The organism is uncultured Jatrophihabitans sp. (assembly GCF_964244045.1).
Lineage (GTDB): Bacteria > Actinomycetota > Actinomycetes > Mycobacteriales > Jatrophihabitantaceae > Jatrophihabitans.
Map to the genome: position 1 here is coordinate 24,168 of NZ_CAXTHK010000009.1, position 21,450 is coordinate 45,617.

Here is a 21,450-nt window from a genome sequence, read left to right on the forward strand (position 1 = left end):
CCTAACCTAACTTCGGATGAGCTCAACCCGGGGTTCGGAGCGGGCAGGTTGCGGCGCAGGTCGGCGGTGAGCCGCCAGCGCGAAGCCGAGCGCCGTCAGCAACGCCACGACGGCCAGAGCCGTCGCCCAGCCCGTGAACGCGTGCAGCACCGAGCGGTGCTCCAAGCGGCTGTGGGCGGCGCGGGCGGCGTCGGCGGCGGCGATCGCGACAGAACGCGGTAGGACGCGGGTGGCCGCGGCAGTCGGGGTGGCCAGCGCCTCCCGGTCGCTGGCGGTCCGGACGACGGCAGTGACCCGCTCGCCCCAGCTGAGGTCGAGCACCCGGTCGGTGCGGCTGTCGACCCAGACGGTCAGGGTGCTGGCGTCGCGATAGGTCACCGGGATCGCGCCGGTAACATTGCGAACGGTCGACAACGGCAGCCGCCCCCCGTTGAGCGCGGCCACTCGCTCGACGGACAGCGTCGCCGGTAAGCCGGCAGCACCCGTGCCGGGCACCGCCGCGGCGAATCGCTCGGCGGTCACGCCGTCGTGGCGAGTGGTGCCCTGCGAGGTGAGTCGGAACGTCTGCTGGACGCCGGTGGTCTGCGCGATCGGGTGCTGCGACTGCGTGCGCACGGTGACGTCCTGCGTCGAGCGGGCCACGACCTCTACCGAGATCGCACCGGCGGTGGTCGCCGGGCGTTCCGTGGGACGAGCCGGGGTGGCAGCCGCCAGCACGACAGCGGTGAGGGCCGCGGCCACGCCGACGGCCGCACCGATCTTGGCCGCGAGCCGGGCCGGCGCCGGTCGCCCTGGAGGCCAGATGACGTAGAGACCGACCGGAATCAGGTACACCAGCCAGCCGCTGACCTCGGCCACCACCGGGCGGGCCTGGATGCCGAGCATGCCGGTGAGCAGTGACGCCTGGACACTCCCAGGTCGCACCAGCCAGCTGAGGTCGACGGTGCTGCCCTGGCCGGCGTCGAGCCAACCCGCCTCGTGCGCGGTGTGCAAGGCGTTGACAACGATGCCGGCCGCGACGAGAACGAGGACGAAACCGGTGGCCCGGAAGAACTTCGACAGGTTGATCCGCACGCCACCGCGGTAGATGCCGTAACCCAGCGCGATCGCCACCGCGATGCCCAGGACCACACCGAACCCGGCGCTGCGCGGATTGCTGGCCTCGTTGAAGGCGGCGAGCAGGAAGACAACCGTCTCGAGGCCCTCGCGGATGACGGCCAGGAAGGCCATGAGCACCATGGCGCGGCCGGCGTTCGACCGCCCGTCCATGGCCTCGGCCGCAAGGCCCTCGAGCTGGCCCTTGAGGCCGCGCGAATTGCGCCGCATCCAGATGACCATGTACGTGACCATGCAGACGGCCAGCGCACCGATCACCGTCTCGAGCCCCTCCTGCTGCTTCTGCGGCAGGTTGCGCGAGTACGCGTTGAGCGCGATGCCGGCGGCGAGGCACAGGGCAAGCGCGAGGCCGACGCCGGACATCATCCAGCGCAGCAGATCCTTGCGGCCTTGCTTGCGCAGGAAGGCGGCGATGATGCCGACGATCAGCGCCGCTTCCAGGCCCTCACGCAGCCCGATGACGAAGGTCGGCAGCATTGCGCTCGTCCTCTCCGCTCGACTTCGGCGCCGCTAAGGGTAGGCAGGCCTAAGCGACTGTAACCGACGCCGACCGCTCACGTGCACCCCCTGTTCCGGCTAGCGTGACGCCGTGCAGATGGACCTCAACGCCGACCTCGGCGAGGGCTTCGGGGTCTGGCGGCTCGGCGACGACGACGCCCTGCTCGACATCGTCACCAGTGCCAACGTCGCGTGCGGATTCCACGCCGGCGACCCGCTGACGATGCGTCGGGTGTGCGCTGCGGCGGCCGCGCGTGCAGTCACCATCGGCGCCCAGGTCGGCTACCGTGACCTCGCCGGCTTCGGCCGGCGGCGCATCGACATGGCATCCGACGAGTTGTCCGCCGACGTGCTGTACCAGCTCGGCGCCCTTGACGCGTGCGCCGTCGCGGCAGGCACCCGGGTGCGCTACGTCAAGCCGCACGGCGCGCTCTACAACACCGCTGCAGACGATCCGGCGCAGGCGGGGGCGATAGTCGAGGCCGTCGCCGCCTATGACGACTCGCTGCCGATCCTCGGGCTGCCCGACTCGGCGCTGGGCGATGCGGCCGACCGCGTCGGGCTGACGTTCGTGCCGGAGGCGTTCGCCGACCGTGGGTACCTGGCCTCGGGTCGGCTGGTCTCCCGCGTGGCGGACGGTGCAGTGCTCGACGACGTCGACTCCGTCGTGACCCGCGCGGTGGCGTTCGCGCTTGAGCAGCGGGTGTCAGCCGTCGATGGGTCGGACGTCGCGGTGCCCGCCCGTTCGCTGTGCGTGCACGGCGACACCCCGGGCGCGGTCGAGCTGGCGTCGGCGGTGCGGGCGGCACTGGTCAACGCCGGCGTCGAGGTGACTGCGTTTCGCTGAGTGCTCAGACGGCGAAGCGCACCGTGCCACCGGGACGCAGCTGCGCCGCGGCCGGCCGGGCCGACTCGCGCAGCACGGCCAGCACCGGGTAACCGCCGGTGACCGGGTGGTCGGCCAGGAAGATCACCGGCTGGCCGTTCGGCAGGATCTGCACAGCGCCCACGGTCATGCCCTCGCTCGGCAGCTCGTCCTCGGTGGCCCAGGCGATCGGCCCCCCCGACAGCCGGACGCCCACCCGGTTCGAGCGGTCGCTGACCGTCCAGTCCTGCCCGGTGAGCACGTCGAGGGCGTCGGGCACCAGCCACTCCTGCCGTGGGCCGGGCACCACGCGCAGCGTCGGCACGGGATCGAGCCCGGCCACCGGCGCGACATCGATCGCCGCGGGCGGCCAGGGTTTGCCGAGCGCGAGCCGGTCACCGGCGCGCAGCGGCGGCGGCCCGAGACCACCGAGCAGATCGGTGCTGCGGCTGCCGAGCGTCATGGGCACCTGCAGGCCGCCGGAGACGGCGAGGTAGCTGCGCAGGCCCGTCGCTGCCGCGCCGACCTGGACCTGCTCACCGGGACGGACCGTCACCGACGCGTAGACCGGCGCGGCGCGGTCACCGACGCGCAGCGGGGCAGGTGCGCCGGTGAGGGCGACCACCGTGGCCCGGTCGCCGACGTAGTGCAGGGTCGGACCCGTCATCGTCGTCTCAAGCAGGGCAGCACCGGGATCGTTGCCGACGAGCCGGTTGGCCAGCGTGGCGGCCGGGACGTCGAGGTAGCCCGACGGCGACACCCCCTCGTGCGCATGCCCGGGCCGGCCCGCGTCCTGCACGGTGGTGAGCGGGCCGGGTGACAGCACGTCGAACCGATTCACGACGCGACGAAGCGCACGCGCGTGCCGGCAACGAGCAGCGCAGGTGGGTCGCGGTCGATGTCGAAGAGCACCGCGTCGGTGCTGCCGACCAGGTTCCAGCCGCCCGGGCTCTCACGTGGGTAGACGGCGGCATAGCTGTCGGCCAGGGCCAGCGAGCCGGCCGGCACCCGCACGCGTGGTTCGGAGCGGCGGGGCACGCGCAGCTGGTGGGGCAACCCGGCCAGGTAGGCGAACCCCGGCGCGAACCCGCAGAACTGGACGTCGAACTCGGTGTCGACCAGCAACCGCGCGACGCCGTCGGCGGAGAGCGCCGCTTGCTCGGCCACGTCGGCGAGGTCGAGCCCGTCGAAGCGAACGGCGATCTGCACCGGCTCGCCGCGCGGCGCGTCGAGATCCGTCACGTCCTCGGGCAGATCGGTGAGCAGCTGCATCAGGCCCGCGCGGCCCGCGACGGTCGGCGCGGTGACCAGCACCGTGCGGGCGGCGGGCACGACGTCGGCTACCGGCACCCGTCGCGCGACGGCGGCCGTGCGGACCCAGGCGGCGACGGCAGCGGGCCGGTCGACCTCGAGCAGCAGACTTCGCTCGCCGACGTCGCGGGGGCTTGCCATGTAGCGACGATAGAGCGCTGCGTCGCCTGTTCGTGGCGCTTCCCGTCCCACCCGCGGGCCTGCGATGATGGCGCCCCTGGCGAGGAGGGCCGCGCGTGGACGGTGGAGAGGGCACGGTCGTCGGCGGCCGCTACACCCTGCTGCGCCGTCTCGGCCGGGGCGGCATGGCCGAGGTCTGGCTTGCCACCGATCACCGCCTGGGCGACAAGCACGTCGCGGTGAAGCGGCTGCTCGGTTACCGGGCTGACTCGCCCGACTCTGCGCGGGACGTCGAGCGTGCCCGCCGCGAGGCGCTGGCCGCCTCCCGGCTCAACCACGGAAACCTCGTGGCCGTCACTGACTTCGTGGCCGAGGACGGCGAGCCGTTCATCGTCATGGAGTACGTCGAGGGCAGCACGCTGTCGGATCTCATCGCCGAGCAGGCCATGCCGGTGTCGCGCGCCGCGCGGATCATCGGCCAGGTGGCGAGCGCCGTCGCCGCCGCGCATGAGGCCGGGATCGTGCACCGCGACATCAAGCCGGCCAACATCATGGTCACCCGCCGCGATGTCGCCAAGCTCGCCGACTTCGGTATCGCCCGCTCGGCCGGCGACGCCCGACTGACGCAGACCGGTTTCTTCACCGGCACCGTCGGCTACCTCGCTCCCGAGCTGCTCGACGGTTCGGAGGCGTCCTCCGCCAGCGACGTCTGGGCGTTGGGCGCCGTGCTCTATGAGACCGTCGAGGGACGTCCGGCGTTCCAGGGCGACACCACACCCACCCTCATCGCCGCCATCGTGTTTCGCGAGCTGCCCGTGCCGGGACACGCTCCAGAACTTGGCCCGTTGATCGCCCGGATGCTCGAGCGCGACCCGGCCCGGCGCATCGGCATCGACGAGGTCACGACCGAGCTGGTGTCGATGGCCGCCCGCACGGAGCGCCCGCACGACACTGCCCTGCCGGAGCAACCGCCTGCGCGGACGACGGTTCGGACCGCCGCGCCGCCCGCACCCGCGTCGCCATTCCCCGCCCCGCCGTCGGGTCGTTCGCACAGCCGACGCGGTTGGTGGATCGCGGCAGCGGTCGTGCTGGTGCTGATCGCCGCCGGACTTGTGGCGGTCCTGACCGGCGGCGGCAGCGACTCCCCCGGTGACGGCTCCCCGCAGGCCGGTGCGCCCGTGGCCTCGAGCCCGTCAGTGGCTCCGACCTCGCCGAGCGCGTCGGTCGGCTCGTCGAGCACGAGCCCGGAGCCGACTGATGCCGGTGTGACGGTCCTCGCGCACCGCGGCGGGCGCGAGAGCTATGCCGAGGAATCGATCCCCGCCCTCGTCGCAGCGGCCAAACAGGGCTACGGCATCGAGACCGACATCCGCTGGACCTCGGACAACGTGCCGGTCATCGTCCACGACGCGAGCACCAAGCCGAATCTCGAATGCTCAGGCGGTCCGTACACGATCAGCAAGACCACCTGGGCGGTGTTGAAAGCACGGTGCCGCACACCGGCCGCCGCCTCCCCGGACGGCCGCACCTACCCGATCGGCACGTTCGACGATCTTGCCGCCGGCCTGCAACCGTTCGCCGGTGCGACGCTGTTCGCCGAGGTCAAGGTCGTGCAGACCCAGGCACAGGTCGACGGGTTTCTGGCGGTACTGCGGCGCCACGACCTGCTGGACCGCGCCGTCGTCACGTCCTTCTATCCCGCCGAGCTGGCCAAGATGCGTGACGCCGCAACGCCGCTGGGCACGACGCTCACGCTGATGCAGTTCGTCGTCGACACCAAGACGCCGGCGAGCACGCTGCGAGCGGCGGGCGTGCGCTACGTCGCGGTCGCTTCCGATGTTGCCAGTAAGACGTACCTGTCGACGCTGCGTACTGCCGGTCTGACGTCGGTGGTGTACACGGTGGACACCACCGCGCAATGGGCAGCTGCCCGCTCAGCGGGCGCCGACCTCGTGATCACCGACGTCCCGGCGGCCTACCTACGCTGGCTCGCCGACCGGTGACCCGGCCGTTCCCGCTGCCGGCTTAGGCGAAGACGACGGTCTTGTTGCCATAGACCAGCGTCCGGTGCTCGACGTGCGCCCGCACCGCCTCGGCCAGCACGACGGTCTCCAGGTCGCGGCCCTTGCGCACGAGGTCGGCCACCGTGTCGCGGTGCGTCACCGGGGCGACGTCTTGGGTGATGATCGGCCCTTCGTCCAGCTCGACGGTCGCGTAATGCGCGGTGGCGCCGATGAGCTTCACTCCCCGTTCCTGCGCCTGGTGGTAGGGCTTCGCGCCCATGAAGGCCGGCAGGAAGGAGTGGTGGATGTTGATGATGTGCGACGGATACGTGTCGAGCACCCGCGGGCTCAAGACCTGCATGTAGCGGGCGAGGATCACCAGGCTGACATCGAGCTCGGCCAGAATCCGCAGCAGCTCGGTCTCCTGCTCTTCACGCGTGTCCGGCGTCACCGGCAGGTGGTGGTACGGGACCCGGTAGAAGGCGGCAAGCTCTGCGTGGTCGGGATGGTTGCTGAAGACCGCGGCGATGTCGGCGGGGAGCTCACCGGCCTGCCACCGCGCCAGCAGGTCGACGAGACAATGCGGCTGCTTCGAGGCCAGGATCGCGACCCGGGGACGGTCGCTGGACAGCCGCGACCAGACGGTCATGCCATACCGCTGCGCTGTCGGGGCGAAGCGCTCCTTCAGTTCGGCCACGCCGGAGACGGACGCCTCGAACTCGACGCGCTGGAAGAAGACGCCGGTCGCGCGGTCGATGTGCTGCTCGGCGTGCAGGATGTTGCCGTCGACGCTGAGCACGAACTCGGTGACCGCGTGGCTGAGCCCCGGTCGGTCGGGGCAGGAGAGCAGCAGGACTGCGGTAGCCACCCGGGTCAGTGATTCGACCGGACGCGCCGCACCACGACGAGCACGAGCAGCCCGCCGGCCACGGCGATGACGATGCGGCCCTGCGGTGAGTTGGCCTTCTCGCGCAGGGACGTCTTCGTCTTCTCGACGATGCGCTTGGGATTGCCGCGATAAGCGAGCTGATCGACGGCCGCGGCCAGGGCGGCACGGGACTTCTCGATGTCGCGCTGGATGTCGTCTGCGCTGCGTTCTCCGGCCACGGTCCAAGCCTAGTAGTAAGGGGACACAGCGGTAGCGTTGGCCGACGTGACGCGACTCGAACCCGGCGATACCGCCCCCGACTTCACCCTCCCCGACGCCGACGGCAAGGACATCACCCTGTCCGGCCTGCGCGGTCGCAAGGTGATCGTCTACTTCTATCCCGCCGCCATGACGCCCGGTTGCACCAAGCAGGCCTGCGACTTCCGCGACAGCCTCGACTCCCTGCAGGCTGCGGGTTATGCCGTGCTCGGCATCTCGCCCGACAAGCCCGAGAAGCTGGCGAAGTTCCGCGACCGCGACGCCGTCACCTTCCCCCTGCTGTCGGACGTCTCGAAGGAGACGCTCGAGGCGTGGGGCGCGTTCGGCGAGAAGACGATGTACGGCAAGACGGTCATGGGCGTGATCCGCTCCACGTTCGTGCTCGACGAGCAGGGTGTGATCGAGGTAGCCCAGTACAACGTCAAGGCCACCGGCCACGTCGCCAAGCTGCGTCGCGACCTCGGACTCGACGCTGCCTGACCCCGCCTCCCGGCTGGTCGGGCTGCGGGCCGCGGCGGTCGAACGCGTCGCCGCCGCGCAAGCCGAACTCGCTGACGTCCTGGACTCGGCTTCCTCGACAACCGGTGACGACGAGCACGACCCCGAGGGCGCGACCATTGGCTTCGAGCGCGCCCAGGCCGCCTCGTTCGTCGAGCGAGCCGTGGCTCAATTAACCGAGGTCGACGCCGCGCTGGGCCGGGTAACCGAGGGGACGTACGGTAAGTGCGTTCGCTGCGGCCGCCCAATCAGCGACGCGCGGCTCGAAGCCCGGCCGGCGGCAGCATTGTGCATCGCCTGCGCCTGACGGTGGCAATACCCACGTAAGTAATCGGCAGCTGTAACACGTCGTGTTACAGCTGCCGACCTGAGCAAGCTTGCTCGCGCGCGGACCGTAGTCTGTGCCCCGGGGGGCCGTAGCCCAACTGGTAGCAGGCACACGGTTTAGGTCCGTGACAGTGGGGGTTCGAATCCCCCCGGCCCTACGTCAGGCGCCACGCGTGGCCGTCGACCTGCACCAGGTATCCGTCTGCGAATGGCAGTTGGAGCAGAGGACCCGGAGGTTCTCCAGCCTGTTGTCGGTCGGGTCGCCATTGATGTGATCGAGTTGCAGCGTGAGTGTGTCGCCCAGCCACTCGCTGATCCCACACAGCTCGCAGCAAGCGGGCTTCAGTCCGGCGGCGATGAGCCGGATGCGCAGCTTGCCGCTGCCGTACATCGAACCCTTGACCAGGATCTCCTCGAGCGGCCGGACCCGAGGACCCTGCGGAAACGACCGCCCCCGCGACCATGACTGTCCGCTGAAATGGCCTGCGTCGATCCCCAGCATCTGGATCTTCGCTTTGATGTAGCGGTGCATTCCACCGCTCGGCTTGTAGCCAAGGCGACGGAGCACCTCGGACACCGATCGGCTATCGCGGACGATGTCCCGGAGCTCGTCGTCGGTCCACGAACGGTCGGCGCTGATCCTGAGTTCCGATGTGGGGAGGTGCGAAGCTTTGATGTCGAGACGGACGATGTGCCGCCGAAGCTGTTCATAACGGCGGGCACACGGGATCAGCCCGAGCCGACCGCAGACTTCCTTGAGCGACGAGCACGCCTCGATTGCATCCCGCAGCTGATCATCAGTCCACGATCGGCGTGGCGGGGTGACCGTTAACGGAGGCTGCCCCTGACCGAGATGCAAGCCAAGGCGAGCCATGTCCTGCCGGAGGCTGCGATACGTCTCTCCGCCCACCCGTAGGTCGAGCCGACGGCACACCTCGCTCACACTCGAGCTGGTGAGTACGGCATCGCGGAGCTGGTCGTCGGTCCAGGGTCGTGGTCGCGGCATACTTCGATCGTTCCGCGACCCTCTGACAGAAAAGGATGTCATGACGCCCGATCTCATCATCGAGGGCGACTGTGCCGACGTCCTGCCCACGCTCGACGACGCAACCTTTCAGCTGATCTACATCGATCCGCCGTTCAATACCGGCAAGGTCCAGCAGCGGCGCACGATCACAACCGTTCGCGACGAGGACGGCGATCGGACGGGGTACGCCGGGCGCCGTTACAGGACCACCGAAACGTCCCGCCTCGGCTACCTCGACGTCCACGACGACTACCTCGGAATGCTGGAACCCCTGCTGCAGCAGGCAAAGCGGCTGCTTACGGCCAGTGGCACGCTGTACCTGCACATCGACTACCGGCAGGCACACGCGGTCAAGCTGTTGCTCGACCACATCTTCGGTACCGACGCGTTTCTCAACGAGTTGATTTGGGCCTACGACTTCGGTGGGCGGGCGCGCGACCGCTGGCCGGCCAAGCACGACACGATCTTCGTCTACGTCCGCACGCCGGGCGGGCACTTCTTCGACCAGGATGCCGTCGAACGAATCCCCTACCTTGCGCCGGGTCTCGTCGGGCCGGAGAAGGCGGCGCGCGGCAAGCTGCCCACCGATGTCTGGTGGCACACCATCGTGCCGACCAACGGCCGCGAGAAGACCGGTTACCCGAACCAGAAGCCCGAGGGCATCCTGCGCCGCATCGTCCAGGCGTCCTCGCGCGAGGGTGACAGAGTCCTCGACTTCTTCGCCGGCAGCGGGACGACCGGCGCCGTCGCTACGGAACTCGGCCGGCGGTTCGTCCTGGTCGACCGCAATCCGGAGGCCATCGAGATCATGCGCAAGCGACTGCCGAACGCCAAGGTCGAACAGGCCTAACCGGCCGACTCCTCCATCTCGTGCTGGCCGCGCAGGCCGTCGGCCGGAGTGTGCTCGATCGGCCCGGGCCCGGCCGGCACCGTCTGCCCCTCGGGCGCGCAGCGCAGGTCGTGCCCGACGGAGGACAGGCACTTGCCGTCGGACAGCCGCCACTTCCAGCCGTGCATCTGGCAGGTGAGGACGGCAGGGCCGCCGTCCTGGGCCGACACCGTGCCGAACCGCGACAGGTCGGCCTTCAGGTGCGGGCACCGGCGCTGCATCTCCCAGCCGTCCAACGTGATCGTCTCGGCCGCCTCGGACGCGTTCTGCTCGAGGAACCAACCCTCGGCGTAATTCAACCGCTCCTCGGACAGGCACTTGAAGAACACGTAGACGAACTCGTTGTACGGCCCGATGCGCTGCGCGGAGAACCGGCAGGACAGGAACAGCGAGTTGACCCAATCGATCTCGTGCTCGGCGATCAACTGTTCGACGTACGCGCGCCGGGTGCGGAAGCGATAGCGCACCTTCTCGTCGGCGTACGTCGACACCGTCCGCGCGACGAAGTCGATCAGGATGTCCACGTCACCACGGTCGGCGTCGTCGAGCGTCAGGCGGATGCCCCCGTTGATGCCGTCGGCGATGTGCGTCGATTCCTGCAGCAGCGGCGTGAACCAGTCCTGCAGCGCGGCGAGCACGTCGATCTCGGGGTGCGGCCAGGTGGCCTTGACCGCCTCGACCTCGGGCATCCGTCGGGCCTGCATCTCGCGCAGGTAGGCGGTCTTGGTCTCGTTCGACGCGTAGATAGTGGCCGGGTCGAACGGGTGCACGGTCGGGCAATCGGGTTCGTCAACAGTGGCGACCGTGCCGGGCAGCAGCAGCCGCCCCTCGGAGTGGCCCTTCGAATCAAGCCAGTCGAGGTAGACGGTCTGGTCCGGGAAGATGTTCGACTCGTCGCCGAAGATGTCGTTGAAGCCCCAGAGCTCTTCGTCGAGGAAGCATGGCGGGCCGGCCATCGGGAAGACGTAGGCGGCGTTCAGTTCCTCGATGTAGCGCAGCGTGCGGTCGAACTGGCGGTCGCGCTTGGTCTTGCCCAGTGCCTGCTTGGCCCGCGCGGGCAGCTCGTAGACCATCGGGAACCAGATGGCGCCGGAGAACTGGATCAAATACGCATCGACCGGTCCCAGCTCGCGAAAGGCTGCCAGGTCGGACGGGCGCGCGTCGTTCTGGTTCAGCACCCGGTACCGACCGTCCGACACCCAGAGTGAAGAGTCGCCGATCGGTCCGTCGGTCGGCGAGGTGAGCGCCTGGATCATGATGTCCAGGCCGTCGAGCGAGACGACGTCACCAGAGGCCGGTTTGACGAACGAACTGAAGCCGCAGTCGCGCAGCGCGTCCTCGAGCTCGGACGTCGGGTACTCGGGCAGCAGCACCGTCGTCTTCTTGCTGATGTGCTTGCGCAGGTGCTCGGGGTCGAAGTGGTCGCGATGCAGGTGGGACACGAACAGGTAGTCGGCCTGGCCGATCGCGTCCCAGTCGAGGCCGGAGTTGTCGGGGAACGGGAACCACGATCCGAAGTACGCCGGGTTCACCCACGGGTCGGTGACGATGCTGCCGTGAGCCGTCTCGATCAGGACGCTGGCGTGACCCAGACCGGTGATGCGCATGGCGCCCACGGTAGCCAGTGCTCTGTGACCTCGATGGGGAGTGCCACAATGACTTAGCCCTAACGATCAGCGTCCCGACAGGAGTGTGCCGTGGCCCTCAAGCCCGGAAGTGAGCAGCCCGACCTCTCCCTGCCCGACGACTACCAGCACGACCACCCGGACGAGCACCCGGAGCAGTGGGGCTGGCACGGCGAGTTCGGCCGCTGGACCCGGGTCGCCGGCTGGTTCGTCGCGATCATCCTGGTGTTGATGGCGACGTCGACGCACTACAACGAGCAGGGCACGCTATTCCTGGGGATCAGCGCGGCTCTCCTCGTCATCGCCCTCATAAGGGACCGGCAGACCCGCAAGAACGCGTGGCGGTCCAAGTAATCTGCCGTCATCCAGCAGCGTGCATCAGCTGCGCGCAGCCGCCTTCATGCGCTGCGCCTCACGCTTCTCGACGAACCGTGTCGCCTGGGCGTCCAACCCGTCCATGAACGTCGCGAGCTCGTCGCGCGCCTGCTGGCCGGCCGGACCGAAGTCGTCGCGGGTGAATATCTTCCAGTAGCGCAGCACCGGCGCGATGACCTCGTCGTGGTGCAGGCGCAGGTCGTAGATGCCGGCCTTGGCGATGGTGGCCGAGTTGCGCAGGTAGTTCGGCATCCCCTGCCCCGGCATCTGGAACCCGACGACCTCGTCACGGATCGCGCACATTGTGGCGTCGGGTTCGCGCTCGAGCGCCGCTGCCACCAGGTTGCGGTAGAAGACCATGTGCAGGTTCTCGTCGGTGGCGATGCGGGTCAGCAACTGCTCGGCCAGCGGGCAGCCGGTGGCTGCGCCGGTATTGCGGTGCGACACCCGGGTCGCAAGCTCCTGAAAAGACACGTACGCGACGGCCTGCAGCGCGGTTTTGTCGCCGGAGTCGTAGCCGGCGGTCATGTGCACCATGCGCAGGTTCTCGAGTTCGACCGGGTCGACGCCACGGGTGACGACGAGGTAGTCGCGTAGCGCGATGCCGTGCCGACCCTCTTCGGCCGTCCACCGGCCGACCCACTCGCCCCAAGCGCCGTCGCGGCTGAACCGGGTCGCGATCTCGCGGTGGTAGGAGGGCAGGTTGTCCTCGGTCAGCAGGTTGACGATCATCGCCGTCTGGGCCACCGGGTCGAGCGGGGAATCCGCCGGCGACCAGTCCTCGCCGCCCAGGAAGGCGAAGTCACGCCCACGCGACCACGGCACGTAGTCGTGCGGATGCCAGGACTTGGCCACCTTGATGTGGCGCTCGAGATTCTCGGCGACGACAGGCTCGAGGTCATGCAGCAGTCGGGCCTGGACGCCCTCGTCGGTGTCGGCAGGTGCAAGAACGGACATACAACCTACGTTACCGTAGGTTTGCTGTTCCCGGCTCGTAACAGTCACCTGGCTTCGCTCCCCCTTACCCTCGGCGCATGCCTCCCCGCCGACGCACCCGACGCCTGTGGTTGGCCGCTGTGGCCTTCGTGGTGGCGGCCGGCGTGACGTTTGGGTTGGTGTGGTTCCAGCCCTGGAAGCTGTTCATCGACCACCGGGTGGACGAACAGCTGCCGCAGGTCGCAATCGAGTCCCCCGCCGCCGTGGACTCGACGGTGGCCCCGAGCCCGAGCGTTACCGCACCCTCGTCACCCTCGGCGTCGTCTCGCCCAACCGCAGCCCTGCTCTCGCGCGGCACGCTGATCAGCCACGAGCACCCGACGTCCGGAACGGTCAGCGTGGTACGCCAGCCCGACGGCAGCCGCGTGCTCGCCATCGCGAACCTCGACACGAGCGACGGGCCCGACGTGCACGTCTGGCTCACCGACGCGCCGGTGTTGAAGGGCGACAAGGGCTGGCACGTGTTCGACGACGGGCAGCACATCAGCCTGGGCACCCTCAAGGCCAACCTCGGCAACCAGGTCTACCGGATCCCCAAGGGCGCCGACCTCACGCGGCTGACGAGCGTGTCGATCTGGTGCGAGCGCTTCGACGTGTCCTTCGGCGCCGCGCAGCTGAAGCCAGCGGCCTAACGCCCGTCGAGCAGCGGCTGGGTGGGGTCCCACACCGTGCCGTCCGCAGCATCGCGCCGCCGACGGGCGATGCCGGACAGCGCCTCGAGCACCACCCGGTTGGCCAGGAACGACGTGATCTCGGCGTGGTCGTAGGGCGGTGACACCTCGACCACATCAACACCGACCACCGGTAATTCGTAGGCGATGCGGCGCACCGAGTCGAGCAGCTCGCGCGCGGTGAGGCCACCCGGTTCGGGCGTCCCGGTGCCCGGCGCATGGCCGGGATCGCACACGTCGATGTCCACGGACAGGAACACCCCGTCGCACTCGTCGGTGGCAATGGCGAAGGCCTCGGTGAGGCACTCCCCCAGGCCACGGGCGGTTATCTCCGTCATCTCGTACGAGCGCATGTGCTGCTGGGCCATCCACGACAGCGTGTCGGGGTCGGGCCAGTAGCCGCGCAACCCGATCTGCAGGAATCGATCGCCGCGCACCGCGCCGGACTCGATGAGCCGGCGCATCGGCTGCCCGTGCCCGATCAGCGAGCCGAACTCGATGTCGCCGGTGTCGGCGTGCGCGTCGAAGTGGATCATCGACACCCGCCCGTGGCCGACGTGCTGCGCTACGCCAGCGGCGTCGGGCCAGGCGATGGTGTGGTCGCCGCCGAGGATCAGCGGGATCGCACCCGTGGAAGCGACGGCCGACACGGCCTCCTGCAGGTCGCGTACCGAGCGCTCGGCGTCGCCGGAGTACATCATCACGTCGCCGGCGTCGAGCACCCGCAGGTCGCGCAGGGCGTCGACGCGCATCGCCAAGGAGGGACGCGAGCCGTCGTGCGAGAGGTAGCAGGTCTGGCGGATGTACTGCGGCCCGAACCGGGTGCCCGAGCGGTGCGAGGTACCGCCGTCGAAGGGCGCTCCGAGGATGACGACGTCGGCGCCGGCATACGTCGAGGCGTCAGCCCAGTCGCAGGGGTCGACGCCCAGGAAGGTGATGTCCGGTCCGAACTGCGCCCCGAACCTAGGCATCAGACGTCATGAGTCGAAACCCATCCCCAACCGGTCGAGCGTGCGCAGCCACGGCCCGCGACGCCCCTCGTTGCGGTCGGCGCGCGCCAGCTCGTGGCGGGTCAGGTTGATGCCCGCCCAGCGCAGCGGTTCGGGAGGGAAGGGCCACGGGCGCGACCGTATCGCCTGCAGCCGCAGCGCCTCGGAATCCCGTCCGTCGAGCAGGTCGAGTGCGACCTGCGCCCCGAACCGCGTCGCACCCACGCCCAGCCCGGTGTAGCCGACGCTGTAAGCGACCCGGCCCGACAGCGCCGTGCGCTGGAAGGCGAAGAACCGCGTCGACGTGTCGATGGCGCCGCCCCAGCGGTGTGTGAACCGCAACCCGTCGAGCTGCGGGAACGTCTCGAAGAACTGGCGCGCCAGCAGCTCGAAGGTGGCCGGGCGCTCGTCGAGTTCCGGGCGCAGGCCGTTGCCCCAGTGGTAGATCGCGTCGTAGCCGCCCCACAGGATCCGGTTGTCGGCGGTGAGCCGGTAGTAGTGGAACTGGTTGCTGACGTCGCCGATACCCTGCCGGTGCCGCCAACCCACGCTCTCGAGATGGGCCGGCGACAGCGGCTCGGTGACGAGGACATAGTCGTAGACGGGCACGGTGTACGCACGCGCGCGCCGCAGCACGCCCGGGAACGCGCTCGTGCCCAGCACCGCCCGCGCGCTGTAGACGGAGCCGTGCTCGGTGCCGAGCCGGACGCCCGGTCCTTCGCGCCGAACCGACTGCACCGGGGTGTTCTCCGCGATCCGCACGCCGAGCGACAGGCACGCCGCCCGCAAGCCCCACGCGAGCCGGGCCGGGTCGACGAGCGCGGTCCGGTCACGGTGCCATGCCGCAGCGACGTAGGTAGGTGAGGCCACCTCGGCGCGCACGGCGTCGAGGTCGAGGAACTCGGCGTCGTGGCCGAACGCCCTCGCCTGTTCGACGCCCTCATGCAGCCAGGGGATCTGATGCTCCGAGGTCGCGACCTCGAGCTCACCGGTGCGTGCGAAGTCGCAGTCGATGCCGTGCCGCGACAGCGTCTTCTCCAGGGCGTCGAGGTTGTCGGCGCCGAGGCGCTCGAGAGTCGCCATCTCGTCAGGGAAGCGACTGAGCCCGTTGTCCAGCCCGTGCGTCAGGCTGGCCGCGCAGAACCCGCCGTTGCGCCCGGACGCCGCCCACCCGCAGGTGCGGGCCTCGAGCAGCAGGACGTCGCGCGACGGGTCGGCCTCCTTGGCCAGCAGCGCCGTCCAGAGCCCGGTGTAGCCACCGCCGACAACGGTGAGGTCGGCCCGCGTCGGGCCGGCCAACGGGGCGGCCGGTTCGGGAGCCGAAGGCGAATCGAGCCAGAACGACGACGGTGTCGAATCGGCCAACGAGGGATGCATCTGCTCAGGCCCGCTTCCTGCTGTTCACTGCGACGGCCACGGCGACGAGCACCCCGAGGGCGAAGATGAGGGTACCCCTGACGTTGACCTGCGGCGGCACACTGCCCCCGGTGCGCTGCGCGGCGCCGTACACCCACAGCGCGGCCGGGGTGCGTTGCCGGTCAGCAGGTTGGAGGTGCCGATGAAACCGGCGACGAACCGGGTCCGCGGCCGGTTGACCAGCGCCCGCGCCAGCGCGACGCGCTGCTGCTGTCCGCCGGAGAGCTCCTTCGGCCGGCGATCGGCCTTGCCGTCGAGCTGCACCAGAGTCCTGCTCGTCATTGCCGGCCTCACCTGCCGGCCGGATCCACCGTCGACGCGGACATCGGTTCGGCCAGCCTGCTCAGCTCGGTGTCACGGTGTCGCTTGCCCATGGCCCAGAACGCCACGGCGATGACAGTGAAGAGCACGAGCGGCACGGCCTCGGTGAACAGGTACACCCACTTCTCGGAGGGCTTCCAGTCATCGGGCCGGTAGTCGCTGCCGAACCACTCGTCGCCGAGCCCGGGGAACAACACCTCGACGGTGCTGAAGAGCACGAACGCAACCGACAGGATCGTCATCAGCGGCAGCAGCGGCGCCCGGTACGAGTCGTCCTCGGGGCGCTGGCCGCGCAGTTTCCAGGCCGCCGGGAAGATCCCGAGGTAGGAGATCAACGTGGTCGAGATCGCCAGCGCCAGCGCGACATTAAAGAACTTGGCCGCGTTACCGCTGGTGATGTAGAGCGTGGCGACGAAGATCGCGGTCGAAACGATGCCCGACAGCACGTTGACGCGCAGCGGCGTGCCGAAGCGGGCCGAGAAGCCGCCGAGGTACTTAGGGCCTGCGCCGTCGTAGCAGGACACCGCCAGGGTGCGGTCGGAACCCATGATCCAGGTCAGTCCCGAGGTGAAGGCGACGATGGCGATCAGGACCGCCATGGCCCACCCCAGAACGGTGCCGGTGGTGCTCAGGTGCGAGGTGACCTGGCCGTCGGCGGCCGGGGTGAGGTGGCCGCCGAAGACGGTAAGCGTCTGCTTGATCGCGTCGGGGAAACCGGCCAGCCCGGTGGCCTGACCGACGGGCAGCACCAGCAGGATGCCGAGCACGGGCAGGCCGTAGAGGAGTCCGGTGGCGAGCACGGATTTGGCGATGCCGGCCGGCACGTCTTCCTTCGCGTCCTCCATCTCCTCCCCAGCCGCCGAGGGCAATTCGAAACCGACCAGGCTGAACAGGATCAGCGGCACGAGCAGCACGAAGCTCTCGTAGGTGGGCTTGAAGCCGCCGGCGCTGATGCCGTGGAAGCCGTGCTTCGCCCCGTACACCGCGACGACGATGGTGAAGAAGCCGAGCAGCAGGAACCTGGCGTAGGCGCCGATCGTGGCCACCCATTTGCCGACCCGGAACGACAGCACCGCGAACAGCACGCCGAGCCAGATGAACGGGATGCCGATTGCCAGGTAGGCGGCCTTGCCGTAGTCGTTGCCGCCGTGGAAAAAAACGATGAAGCCGCCGATGGCGGTGCCGACCAGTGTGCCGCCCATCCACACCGGGTTTGTGACCCAGTAGAAGAAGTTGTTGACCGCACCGGCCAGGTGTCCGAAGGCCATCGTACCCAAACGTATGGTCCGCCTTCGTCGGTGAACGACGCGCCCAGTTCGGCCAGCAACATCGCCGACGGGACGGCGAAGAACACGACGCAGACGATCAGCCAGGTGAAGCCGGCGCCGCCTTGGGTGGCCAGCGTGCCGAGACCGTCGATACCGACCAATGTGCAGACGAGGAAGAAGAAGATGTCCGAGCGGCCGAAGTGTTTCTGCAGCTTGGCCTTCTCGGCGGCCACGTCCGGGGCGACGACCGTTGCACTGGCGGTACTGGACGCTTGATCGGCAATCGCCATGTCTCTCCTCGATGGGCTCGGCTGACCGCAGTACTCTCGTCCGCCACTGTTACCAGCGGATTACTTCATCAACACGGGGTTTGTACTACGGATTCGCTTGTCAAACCAGACCTTGACCCGGCAAAATCGTCGTCATGAGCCGATCCTCGTCGCGTGGAGGGCTCGACGACGTCAGCATGGCGATCATCAAGGAGTTGCAACAGGACGGGCGCCGGGCCTACGCCACCATCGGCAAAGCCGTGGGACTGTCCGAGGCCGCGGTGCGCCAGCGAGTGCAGAAGCTCATCGACACCGGAGTCATGCAAATCGTGGCCGTCACCGATCCTATGCAGCTCGGTTTCGCCACCCAGGCGATGATCGCGGTCTCGGTCACCGGTGACGTCGAGAAGGTGGCCAAGGAGCTCGAGAGCGTCGACGAAGTCGACTACATCGTCGTCACTGCCGGCTCGTTCGACCTGCTCGTTGAGGTCGTCGTCGAGGACGACGCGCACCTGCTCAGCCTCGTCAACGGACGGATCCGCGCCATCGAGGGCGTCACCCGCACCGAGTCGTTCCTTTACCTCAAGCTCGTCAAGCAGACCTACAACTGGGGCGCCCACTGATGGACGCCGACGCTGCTACAACTGTCAGGAGCAAGAAATGACCACCACCCCCGTCGAGCCGACTGTCAACGAGCATGGTGCCCAGCCTTTCGACGCCGACGGCTTGTCGGCCAAGGCGCGCGAGCACCTGTGGATGCATTTCACCCGGATGTCGTCCTACGCCCAGGCGCCGGTGCCGACGATCGTGCGCGGCGAGGGGGCCCGTATCTACGACGTCGCAGGTCGCGAATACCTGGACGGCCTGGCCGGGCTGTTCGTGGTGCAGGCCGGGCACGGACGAGAGGAGCTCGCCCGCGCGGCGTACGACCAGGCCAAGGAACTCGCGTTCTTCCCGTTGTGGTCCTACGCGCACCCGCCGGCGATCGAGCTGGCCGACCGCCTCGCCTCCTACGCCCCGGGCGATCTCAACAAGGTCTTCTTCACCACCGGTGGTGGCGAGGCCGTCGAGACGGCCTGGAAGCTGGCAAAGCAGTACTTCAAGCTCGTGGGCAAGCCGATGAAGCACAAGGTGATCAGCCGTGCGGTGGCCTACCACGGCACCCCGCAGGGCGCGCTGTCGATCACCGGCATCCCGGACGCGAAGAAGTACTTCGAACCGCTGGTCCCGGGCGCGCACAAGGTGCCCAACACCAACTTCTACCGCGCACCCGAGCACAGTGACGACCTCGAGGCGTTCGGCCGCTGGGCCGCCGATCAGATCGACTTCGCCATCGAGATGGAGGGCCCGGACACCGTCGCGGCCGTCTTCCTCGAGCCCGTGCAGAACTCCGGCGGCTGCTTCACCCCGCCGCCCGGTTACTTCCAGCGCGTGCGTGAAATCTGCGACAAGCACGACGTGCTGCTCGTGTCCGACGAGGTCATCTGTGCGTTCGGCCGGCTCGGCACCATGTTCGGTTGCGACAAGTTCGGCTACATCCCCGACATGATCACCTGCGCCAAGGGCCTCACCAGCGGGTACTCGCCGATCGGCGCCTGCATCGTCAGCGACCGGATCGCCGCGCCGTTCTGGCAGGGCGACCAGTCCTTCCCGCACGGCTACACCTTCGGCGGCCACCCGGTCTCGGCCGCGGTCGCGATGGCCAACCTGGACATCTTCGAACGCGAGGGAATCACCCAGCACGTGCTGCAGAACGAGGGCGCATTCCGTTCGACGCTGGAGAAGCTGCTCGACCTGCCCATCGTCGGCGACGTCCGCGGCGACGGTTACTTCTACGGCATCGAGCTCGTCAAGGACAAGGTCACGAAGGAGACCTTCGACGACGACGAGGCCGAGCGGCTACTGCGCGGGTTCATGTCCAAAGCGCTGTTCGACGCCGGGTTGTACTGCCGCGCCGACGATCGGGGCGACCCGGTCATCCAGCTCTCGCCGCCGCTGATCGTCGGTCAGCCCGAATTCGATGAGATCGAGGGGATTTTGCGATCGGTGCTCACGCAGGCTTGGTCGCGCCTTTAGTCTGCCAAGATCACCTCTGCCACCCGAGGAGTTTCACTTTGACCACCGCATCAGCAGTGAACTCCACGGACACCCGGGCCCAGAAGGGGTTGAAGACCGGCGCGCTGGGTCTCGCCTCCAGCGTCGTCATCGGGGTGGCCTCGACCGCGCCGGCCTACAGCCTGGCGGCAACGCTCGGCTTCATCGTCTTCTTCGTAGGCATCCAGTCACCGATCGTGGTGGTTCTGGCGTTCGTGCCGATGCTGTTCACCGCCATCGGTTACCAGGAACTGAACAAGGCCGACCCGGACTGCGGCACCACGTTCACCTGGGCTACTCGGGCATTCGGGCCGAAGACCGGGTGGCTCGGCGGGTGGGGCATCATCGCTGCCGACATCCTGGTGATGGCCTCACTGGCACAGGTGGCCGGGCAGTACGTGTTCCTGCTGTTTAACGCCGACGGCATCGGCAGCGACCCGACCAGCGGCTGGGTACTGCTCGTCGGCATCGGTTGGATCGTCGTGATGACCGCTATCTGCTACGTCGGGGTCGAGCTGTCGGCCTGGCTGCAGAAGATCTTCCTGGTCCTCGAGATCATCGTGCTGATCATCTTCGCGGTCACCGCGCTGTACAAGGTCAGCAACGGCACGGCCGGCCCGCAGGCCATCGACGTCTCGTGGTCGTGGTTCAACCCCCTCAACATCGACTCGTTCTCCGCCTTCGTGCGCGGCATCATCCTGATGCTGTTCATCTACTGGGGCTGGGACAGCGCGGTTGCCGTCAACGAGGAGACCGCCGATCCGGCCAAGACGCCGGGTCGTGCCGCGGTGATCTCGACGGTGCTGCTGCTCGTCACCTACGCCTTGCTGACCGTGTCCTCCCAGGCGTTCGCCGGCATCGGCGACAAGGGCATCGGGCTGAACAACAGCGACAACTCCTCCGACATCTTCGGGGCGCTCGGCCATGCCGTGTTCGGCGCCGGCAATTACGGCTCGATCATGACGCACCTGCTGCTGTTCCTGGTGCTGACCTCGGCCGCGGCCTCGACCCAGACCACCATCCTGCCGACGGCGCGCACGTCACTGTCGATGGCCGTCTACCGGGCTATGCCCAAGGCGTTCGCCAAGGTGCACCGGAAGTACCTCACGCCCACGGTGTCGACGCTCGCTTTCGGCGGGGTGTCGATCGCGCTCTACGCGATGCTGAACTACACCAGCAACGCCGCAAGCGTGATCTCCGACTGCGTGACGTCCCTGGGTATGATGATCGCGTTCTACTACGGCCTGACCGGGTTCGCGTGCGCGTGGTACTACCGGCACAACCTGACCACCAGCCCGCGCAACTTTGTCTTCCAGGGCCTATTGCCCTTCCTGGGCGGGCTGATTCTGTTTGGCGCCCTGTGCTGGACGCTGCACGACGCCTGGCTCGCGCCCAGCGACGTCAGCTCCAGCTTCACCGGCTGGCAGATGGGCTTCTCGCCGCACTGGCACATCGGCTCGGTGTTCCTGATCGGCGTCGGCACGTTCTTGATCGGCATCATCCTGATGTTCGTGTGGCAGGCGGTGTCGCCGGCGTTCTTCCGCGGCGAGACGCTCAACGCCGACACCCCGACGATGGTGCCGGACGTCGCCGAACTGTCGAGCGCCACGAAGTCGCTTTGACGG

Annotated in this window: 23 protein-coding genes and 1 tRNA gene; 12 read left to right on the plus strand and 12 right to left on the minus strand. The window is 68.6% G+C overall.

The features are described from left to right. Positions 1–6: 6 nt before the first annotated feature. On the minus strand, positions 7–1,593 hold the full coding sequence (efeU, locus tag ACFFC4_RS09015) for an iron uptake transporter permease EfeU (protein ID WP_375499955.1): 1,587 nt from the start codon (positions 1,591–1,593) through the stop codon (positions 7–9). A gap of 118 nt (positions 1,594–1,711) precedes the next feature. On the opposite strand from efeU, the gene ACFFC4_RS09020 reads away from it, so the two are divergent. Further along, positions 1,712–2,461, plus strand: a complete 750-nt coding sequence (locus ACFFC4_RS09020; RefSeq protein ID WP_375500188.1) for a LamB/YcsF family protein — start codon at positions 1,712–1,714, stop codon at positions 2,459–2,461. A gap of 4 nt (positions 2,462–2,465) precedes the next feature. Here the strand turns inward: ACFFC4_RS09020 and ACFFC4_RS09025 are convergent, their stop codons facing one another. Then, on the minus strand, positions 2,466–3,320 hold the full coding sequence (locus ACFFC4_RS09025) for a biotin-dependent carboxyltransferase family protein (RefSeq protein WP_375499957.1): 855 nt from the start codon (positions 3,318–3,320) through the stop codon (positions 2,466–2,468). After that, positions 3,317–3,931 carry an allophanate hydrolase subunit 1 gene (locus ACFFC4_RS09030; RefSeq protein ID WP_375499959.1) on the minus strand — a complete coding sequence of 205 codons (615 nt, stop codon included), beginning with the start codon at positions 3,929–3,931 and terminating at the stop codon, positions 3,317–3,319. The genes ACFFC4_RS09025 and ACFFC4_RS09030 overlap by 4 nt, the downstream gene beginning before the upstream one ends. Before the next feature lie 95 nt (positions 3,932–4,026). Here ACFFC4_RS09030 and ACFFC4_RS09035 point away from each other — a divergent pair, with 95 nt between their 5' ends. Beyond that, on the plus strand, positions 4,027–5,913 hold the full coding sequence (locus tag ACFFC4_RS09035; protein WP_375499961.1) for a protein kinase: 1,887 nt from the start codon (positions 4,027–4,029) through the stop codon (positions 5,911–5,913). 22 nt (positions 5,914–5,935) lie between these two features. Here the strand turns inward: ACFFC4_RS09035 and purU are convergent, their stop codons facing one another. Next, positions 5,936–6,781 carry a formyltetrahydrofolate deformylase gene (purU, locus tag ACFFC4_RS09040; RefSeq protein WP_375499963.1) on the minus strand — a complete coding sequence of 282 codons (846 nt, stop codon included), beginning with the start codon at positions 6,779–6,781 and terminating at the stop codon, positions 5,936–5,938. Positions 6,782–6,786: 5 nt separating this feature from the next. After that, complete coding sequence (locus tag ACFFC4_RS09045; protein ID WP_375499965.1) at positions 6,787–7,020, minus strand: DUF3618 domain-containing protein; 234 nt, start codon at positions 7,018–7,020, stop codon at positions 6,787–6,789. 37 nt (positions 7,021–7,057) lie between these two features. Here ACFFC4_RS09045 and bcp point away from each other — a divergent pair, with 37 nt between their 5' ends. The 3 genes from bcp to ACFFC4_RS09060 all read left to right on the plus strand — a co-directional run bounded on the left by bcp (position 7,058) and on the right by ACFFC4_RS09060 (position 8,043). After that, the gene (gene bcp / locus ACFFC4_RS09050; RefSeq protein WP_375499967.1) at positions 7,058–7,540 is read left to right on the plus strand and encodes a thioredoxin-dependent thiol peroxidase; all 483 of its coding nucleotides are present in this window, start codon (positions 7,058–7,060) and stop codon (positions 7,538–7,540) included. A 181-nt stretch (positions 7,541–7,721) separates the two neighbouring features. Next, positions 7,722–7,865, plus strand: a complete 144-nt coding sequence (locus tag ACFFC4_RS09055; protein ID WP_375499969.1) for a TraR/DksA family transcriptional regulator — start codon at positions 7,722–7,724, stop codon at positions 7,863–7,865. A gap of 103 nt (positions 7,866–7,968) precedes the next feature. After that, positions 7,969–8,043: transfer RNA gene (locus ACFFC4_RS09060), tRNA-Leu, on the plus strand. Between the two features lie 2 nt (positions 8,044–8,045). Here the strand turns inward: ACFFC4_RS09060 and ACFFC4_RS09065 are convergent. After that, positions 8,046–8,759: an HNH endonuclease signature motif containing protein gene (locus ACFFC4_RS09065; RefSeq protein ID WP_375499971.1), complete on the minus strand. Its 714-nt coding sequence runs from the start codon at positions 8,757–8,759 to the stop codon at positions 8,046–8,048. 172 nt (positions 8,760–8,931) lie between these two features. On the opposite strand from ACFFC4_RS09065, the gene ACFFC4_RS09070 reads away from it, so the two are divergent. Continuing rightward, complete coding sequence (locus tag ACFFC4_RS09070) at positions 8,932–9,762, plus strand: DNA-methyltransferase (RefSeq protein WP_375499973.1); 831 nt, start codon at positions 8,932–8,934, stop codon at positions 9,760–9,762. Here the strand turns inward: ACFFC4_RS09070 and ACFFC4_RS09075 are convergent. Continuing rightward, positions 9,759–11,408, minus strand: a complete 1,650-nt coding sequence (locus ACFFC4_RS09075) for an MBL fold metallo-hydrolase (protein WP_375499975.1) — start codon at positions 11,406–11,408, stop codon at positions 9,759–9,761. The two genes, ACFFC4_RS09070 and ACFFC4_RS09075, sit on opposite strands and share 4 nt — an antisense overlap. A 90-nt stretch (positions 11,409–11,498) precedes the next feature. Here ACFFC4_RS09075 and ACFFC4_RS09080 point away from each other — a divergent pair, with 90 nt between their 5' ends. After that, positions 11,499–11,780 (plus strand): DUF2631 domain-containing protein, encoded by a 282-nt coding sequence (locus ACFFC4_RS09080; RefSeq protein WP_375499977.1) that lies wholly within the window; start codon positions 11,499–11,501, stop codon positions 11,778–11,780. Positions 11,781–11,804: 24 nt separating this feature from the next. Here ACFFC4_RS09080 and ACFFC4_RS09085 read toward each other — a convergent pair whose 3' ends face one another. Continuing rightward, positions 11,805–12,758 (minus strand): acyl-ACP desaturase, encoded by a 954-nt coding sequence (locus tag ACFFC4_RS09085; RefSeq protein ID WP_375499979.1) that lies wholly within the window; start codon positions 12,756–12,758, stop codon positions 11,805–11,807. Positions 12,759–12,835: 77 nt separating this feature from the next. Here ACFFC4_RS09085 and ACFFC4_RS09090 point away from each other — a divergent pair, with 77 nt between their 5' ends. Next, entirely contained in the window at positions 12,836–13,429 is a 594-nt protein-coding gene (locus tag ACFFC4_RS09090; RefSeq protein WP_375499981.1) for a DM13 domain-containing protein, read from the plus strand. Here the strand turns inward: ACFFC4_RS09090 and speB are convergent. Genes speB through ACFFC4_RS09110 form a run of 4 tightly spaced genes read right to left on the minus strand, consistent with a single transcriptional unit; the run spans position 13,426 to position 17,462 of the window. Beyond that, a complete protein-coding gene (gene speB / locus ACFFC4_RS09095; RefSeq protein ID WP_375499983.1) occupies positions 13,426–14,439 on the minus strand; it encodes an agmatinase in 1,014 nt (337 codons plus the stop codon). The genes ACFFC4_RS09090 and speB overlap by 4 nt on opposite strands. A 6-nt stretch (positions 14,440–14,445) precedes the next feature. Further along, complete coding sequence (locus ACFFC4_RS09100) at positions 14,446–15,834, minus strand: NAD(P)/FAD-dependent oxidoreductase (protein WP_375499985.1); 1,389 nt, start codon at positions 15,832–15,834, stop codon at positions 14,446–14,448. Between the two features lie 24 nt (positions 15,835–15,858). After that, positions 15,859–16,155, minus strand: coding sequence for an ATP-binding cassette domain-containing protein (locus ACFFC4_RS09105; protein WP_375499987.1), 297 nt, complete (start codon positions 16,153–16,155; stop codon positions 15,859–15,861). 8 nt (positions 16,156–16,163) lie between these two features. Beyond that, positions 16,164–17,462: an APC family permease gene (locus ACFFC4_RS09110; RefSeq protein ID WP_375499989.1), complete on the minus strand. Its 1,299-nt coding sequence runs from the start codon at positions 17,460–17,462 to the stop codon at positions 16,164–16,166. Positions 17,463–17,492: 30 nt separating this feature from the next. On the opposite strand from ACFFC4_RS09110, the gene ACFFC4_RS09115 reads away from it, so the two are divergent. From ACFFC4_RS09115 to ACFFC4_RS09130, 4 genes are all read left to right on the plus strand, one after another. Beyond that, a complete protein-coding gene (locus tag ACFFC4_RS09115) occupies positions 17,493–17,738 on the plus strand; it encodes a hypothetical protein (protein WP_375499991.1) in 246 nt (81 codons plus the stop codon). Between the two features lie 148 nt (positions 17,739–17,886). After that, entirely contained in the window at positions 17,887–18,354 is a 468-nt protein-coding gene (locus ACFFC4_RS09120; protein ID WP_375499993.1) for an Lrp/AsnC family transcriptional regulator, read from the plus strand. 37 nt (positions 18,355–18,391) lie between these two features. Then, a complete protein-coding gene (locus ACFFC4_RS09125; protein WP_375499995.1) occupies positions 18,392–19,807 on the plus strand; it encodes an aspartate aminotransferase family protein in 1,416 nt (471 codons plus the stop codon). Between the two features lie 56 nt (positions 19,808–19,863). Continuing rightward, positions 19,864–21,447: an APC family permease gene (locus tag ACFFC4_RS09130; RefSeq protein WP_375499997.1), complete on the plus strand. Its 1,584-nt coding sequence runs from the start codon at positions 19,864–19,866 to the stop codon at positions 21,445–21,447. The last annotated feature ends 3 nt before the right edge of the window (positions 21,448–21,450 follow it).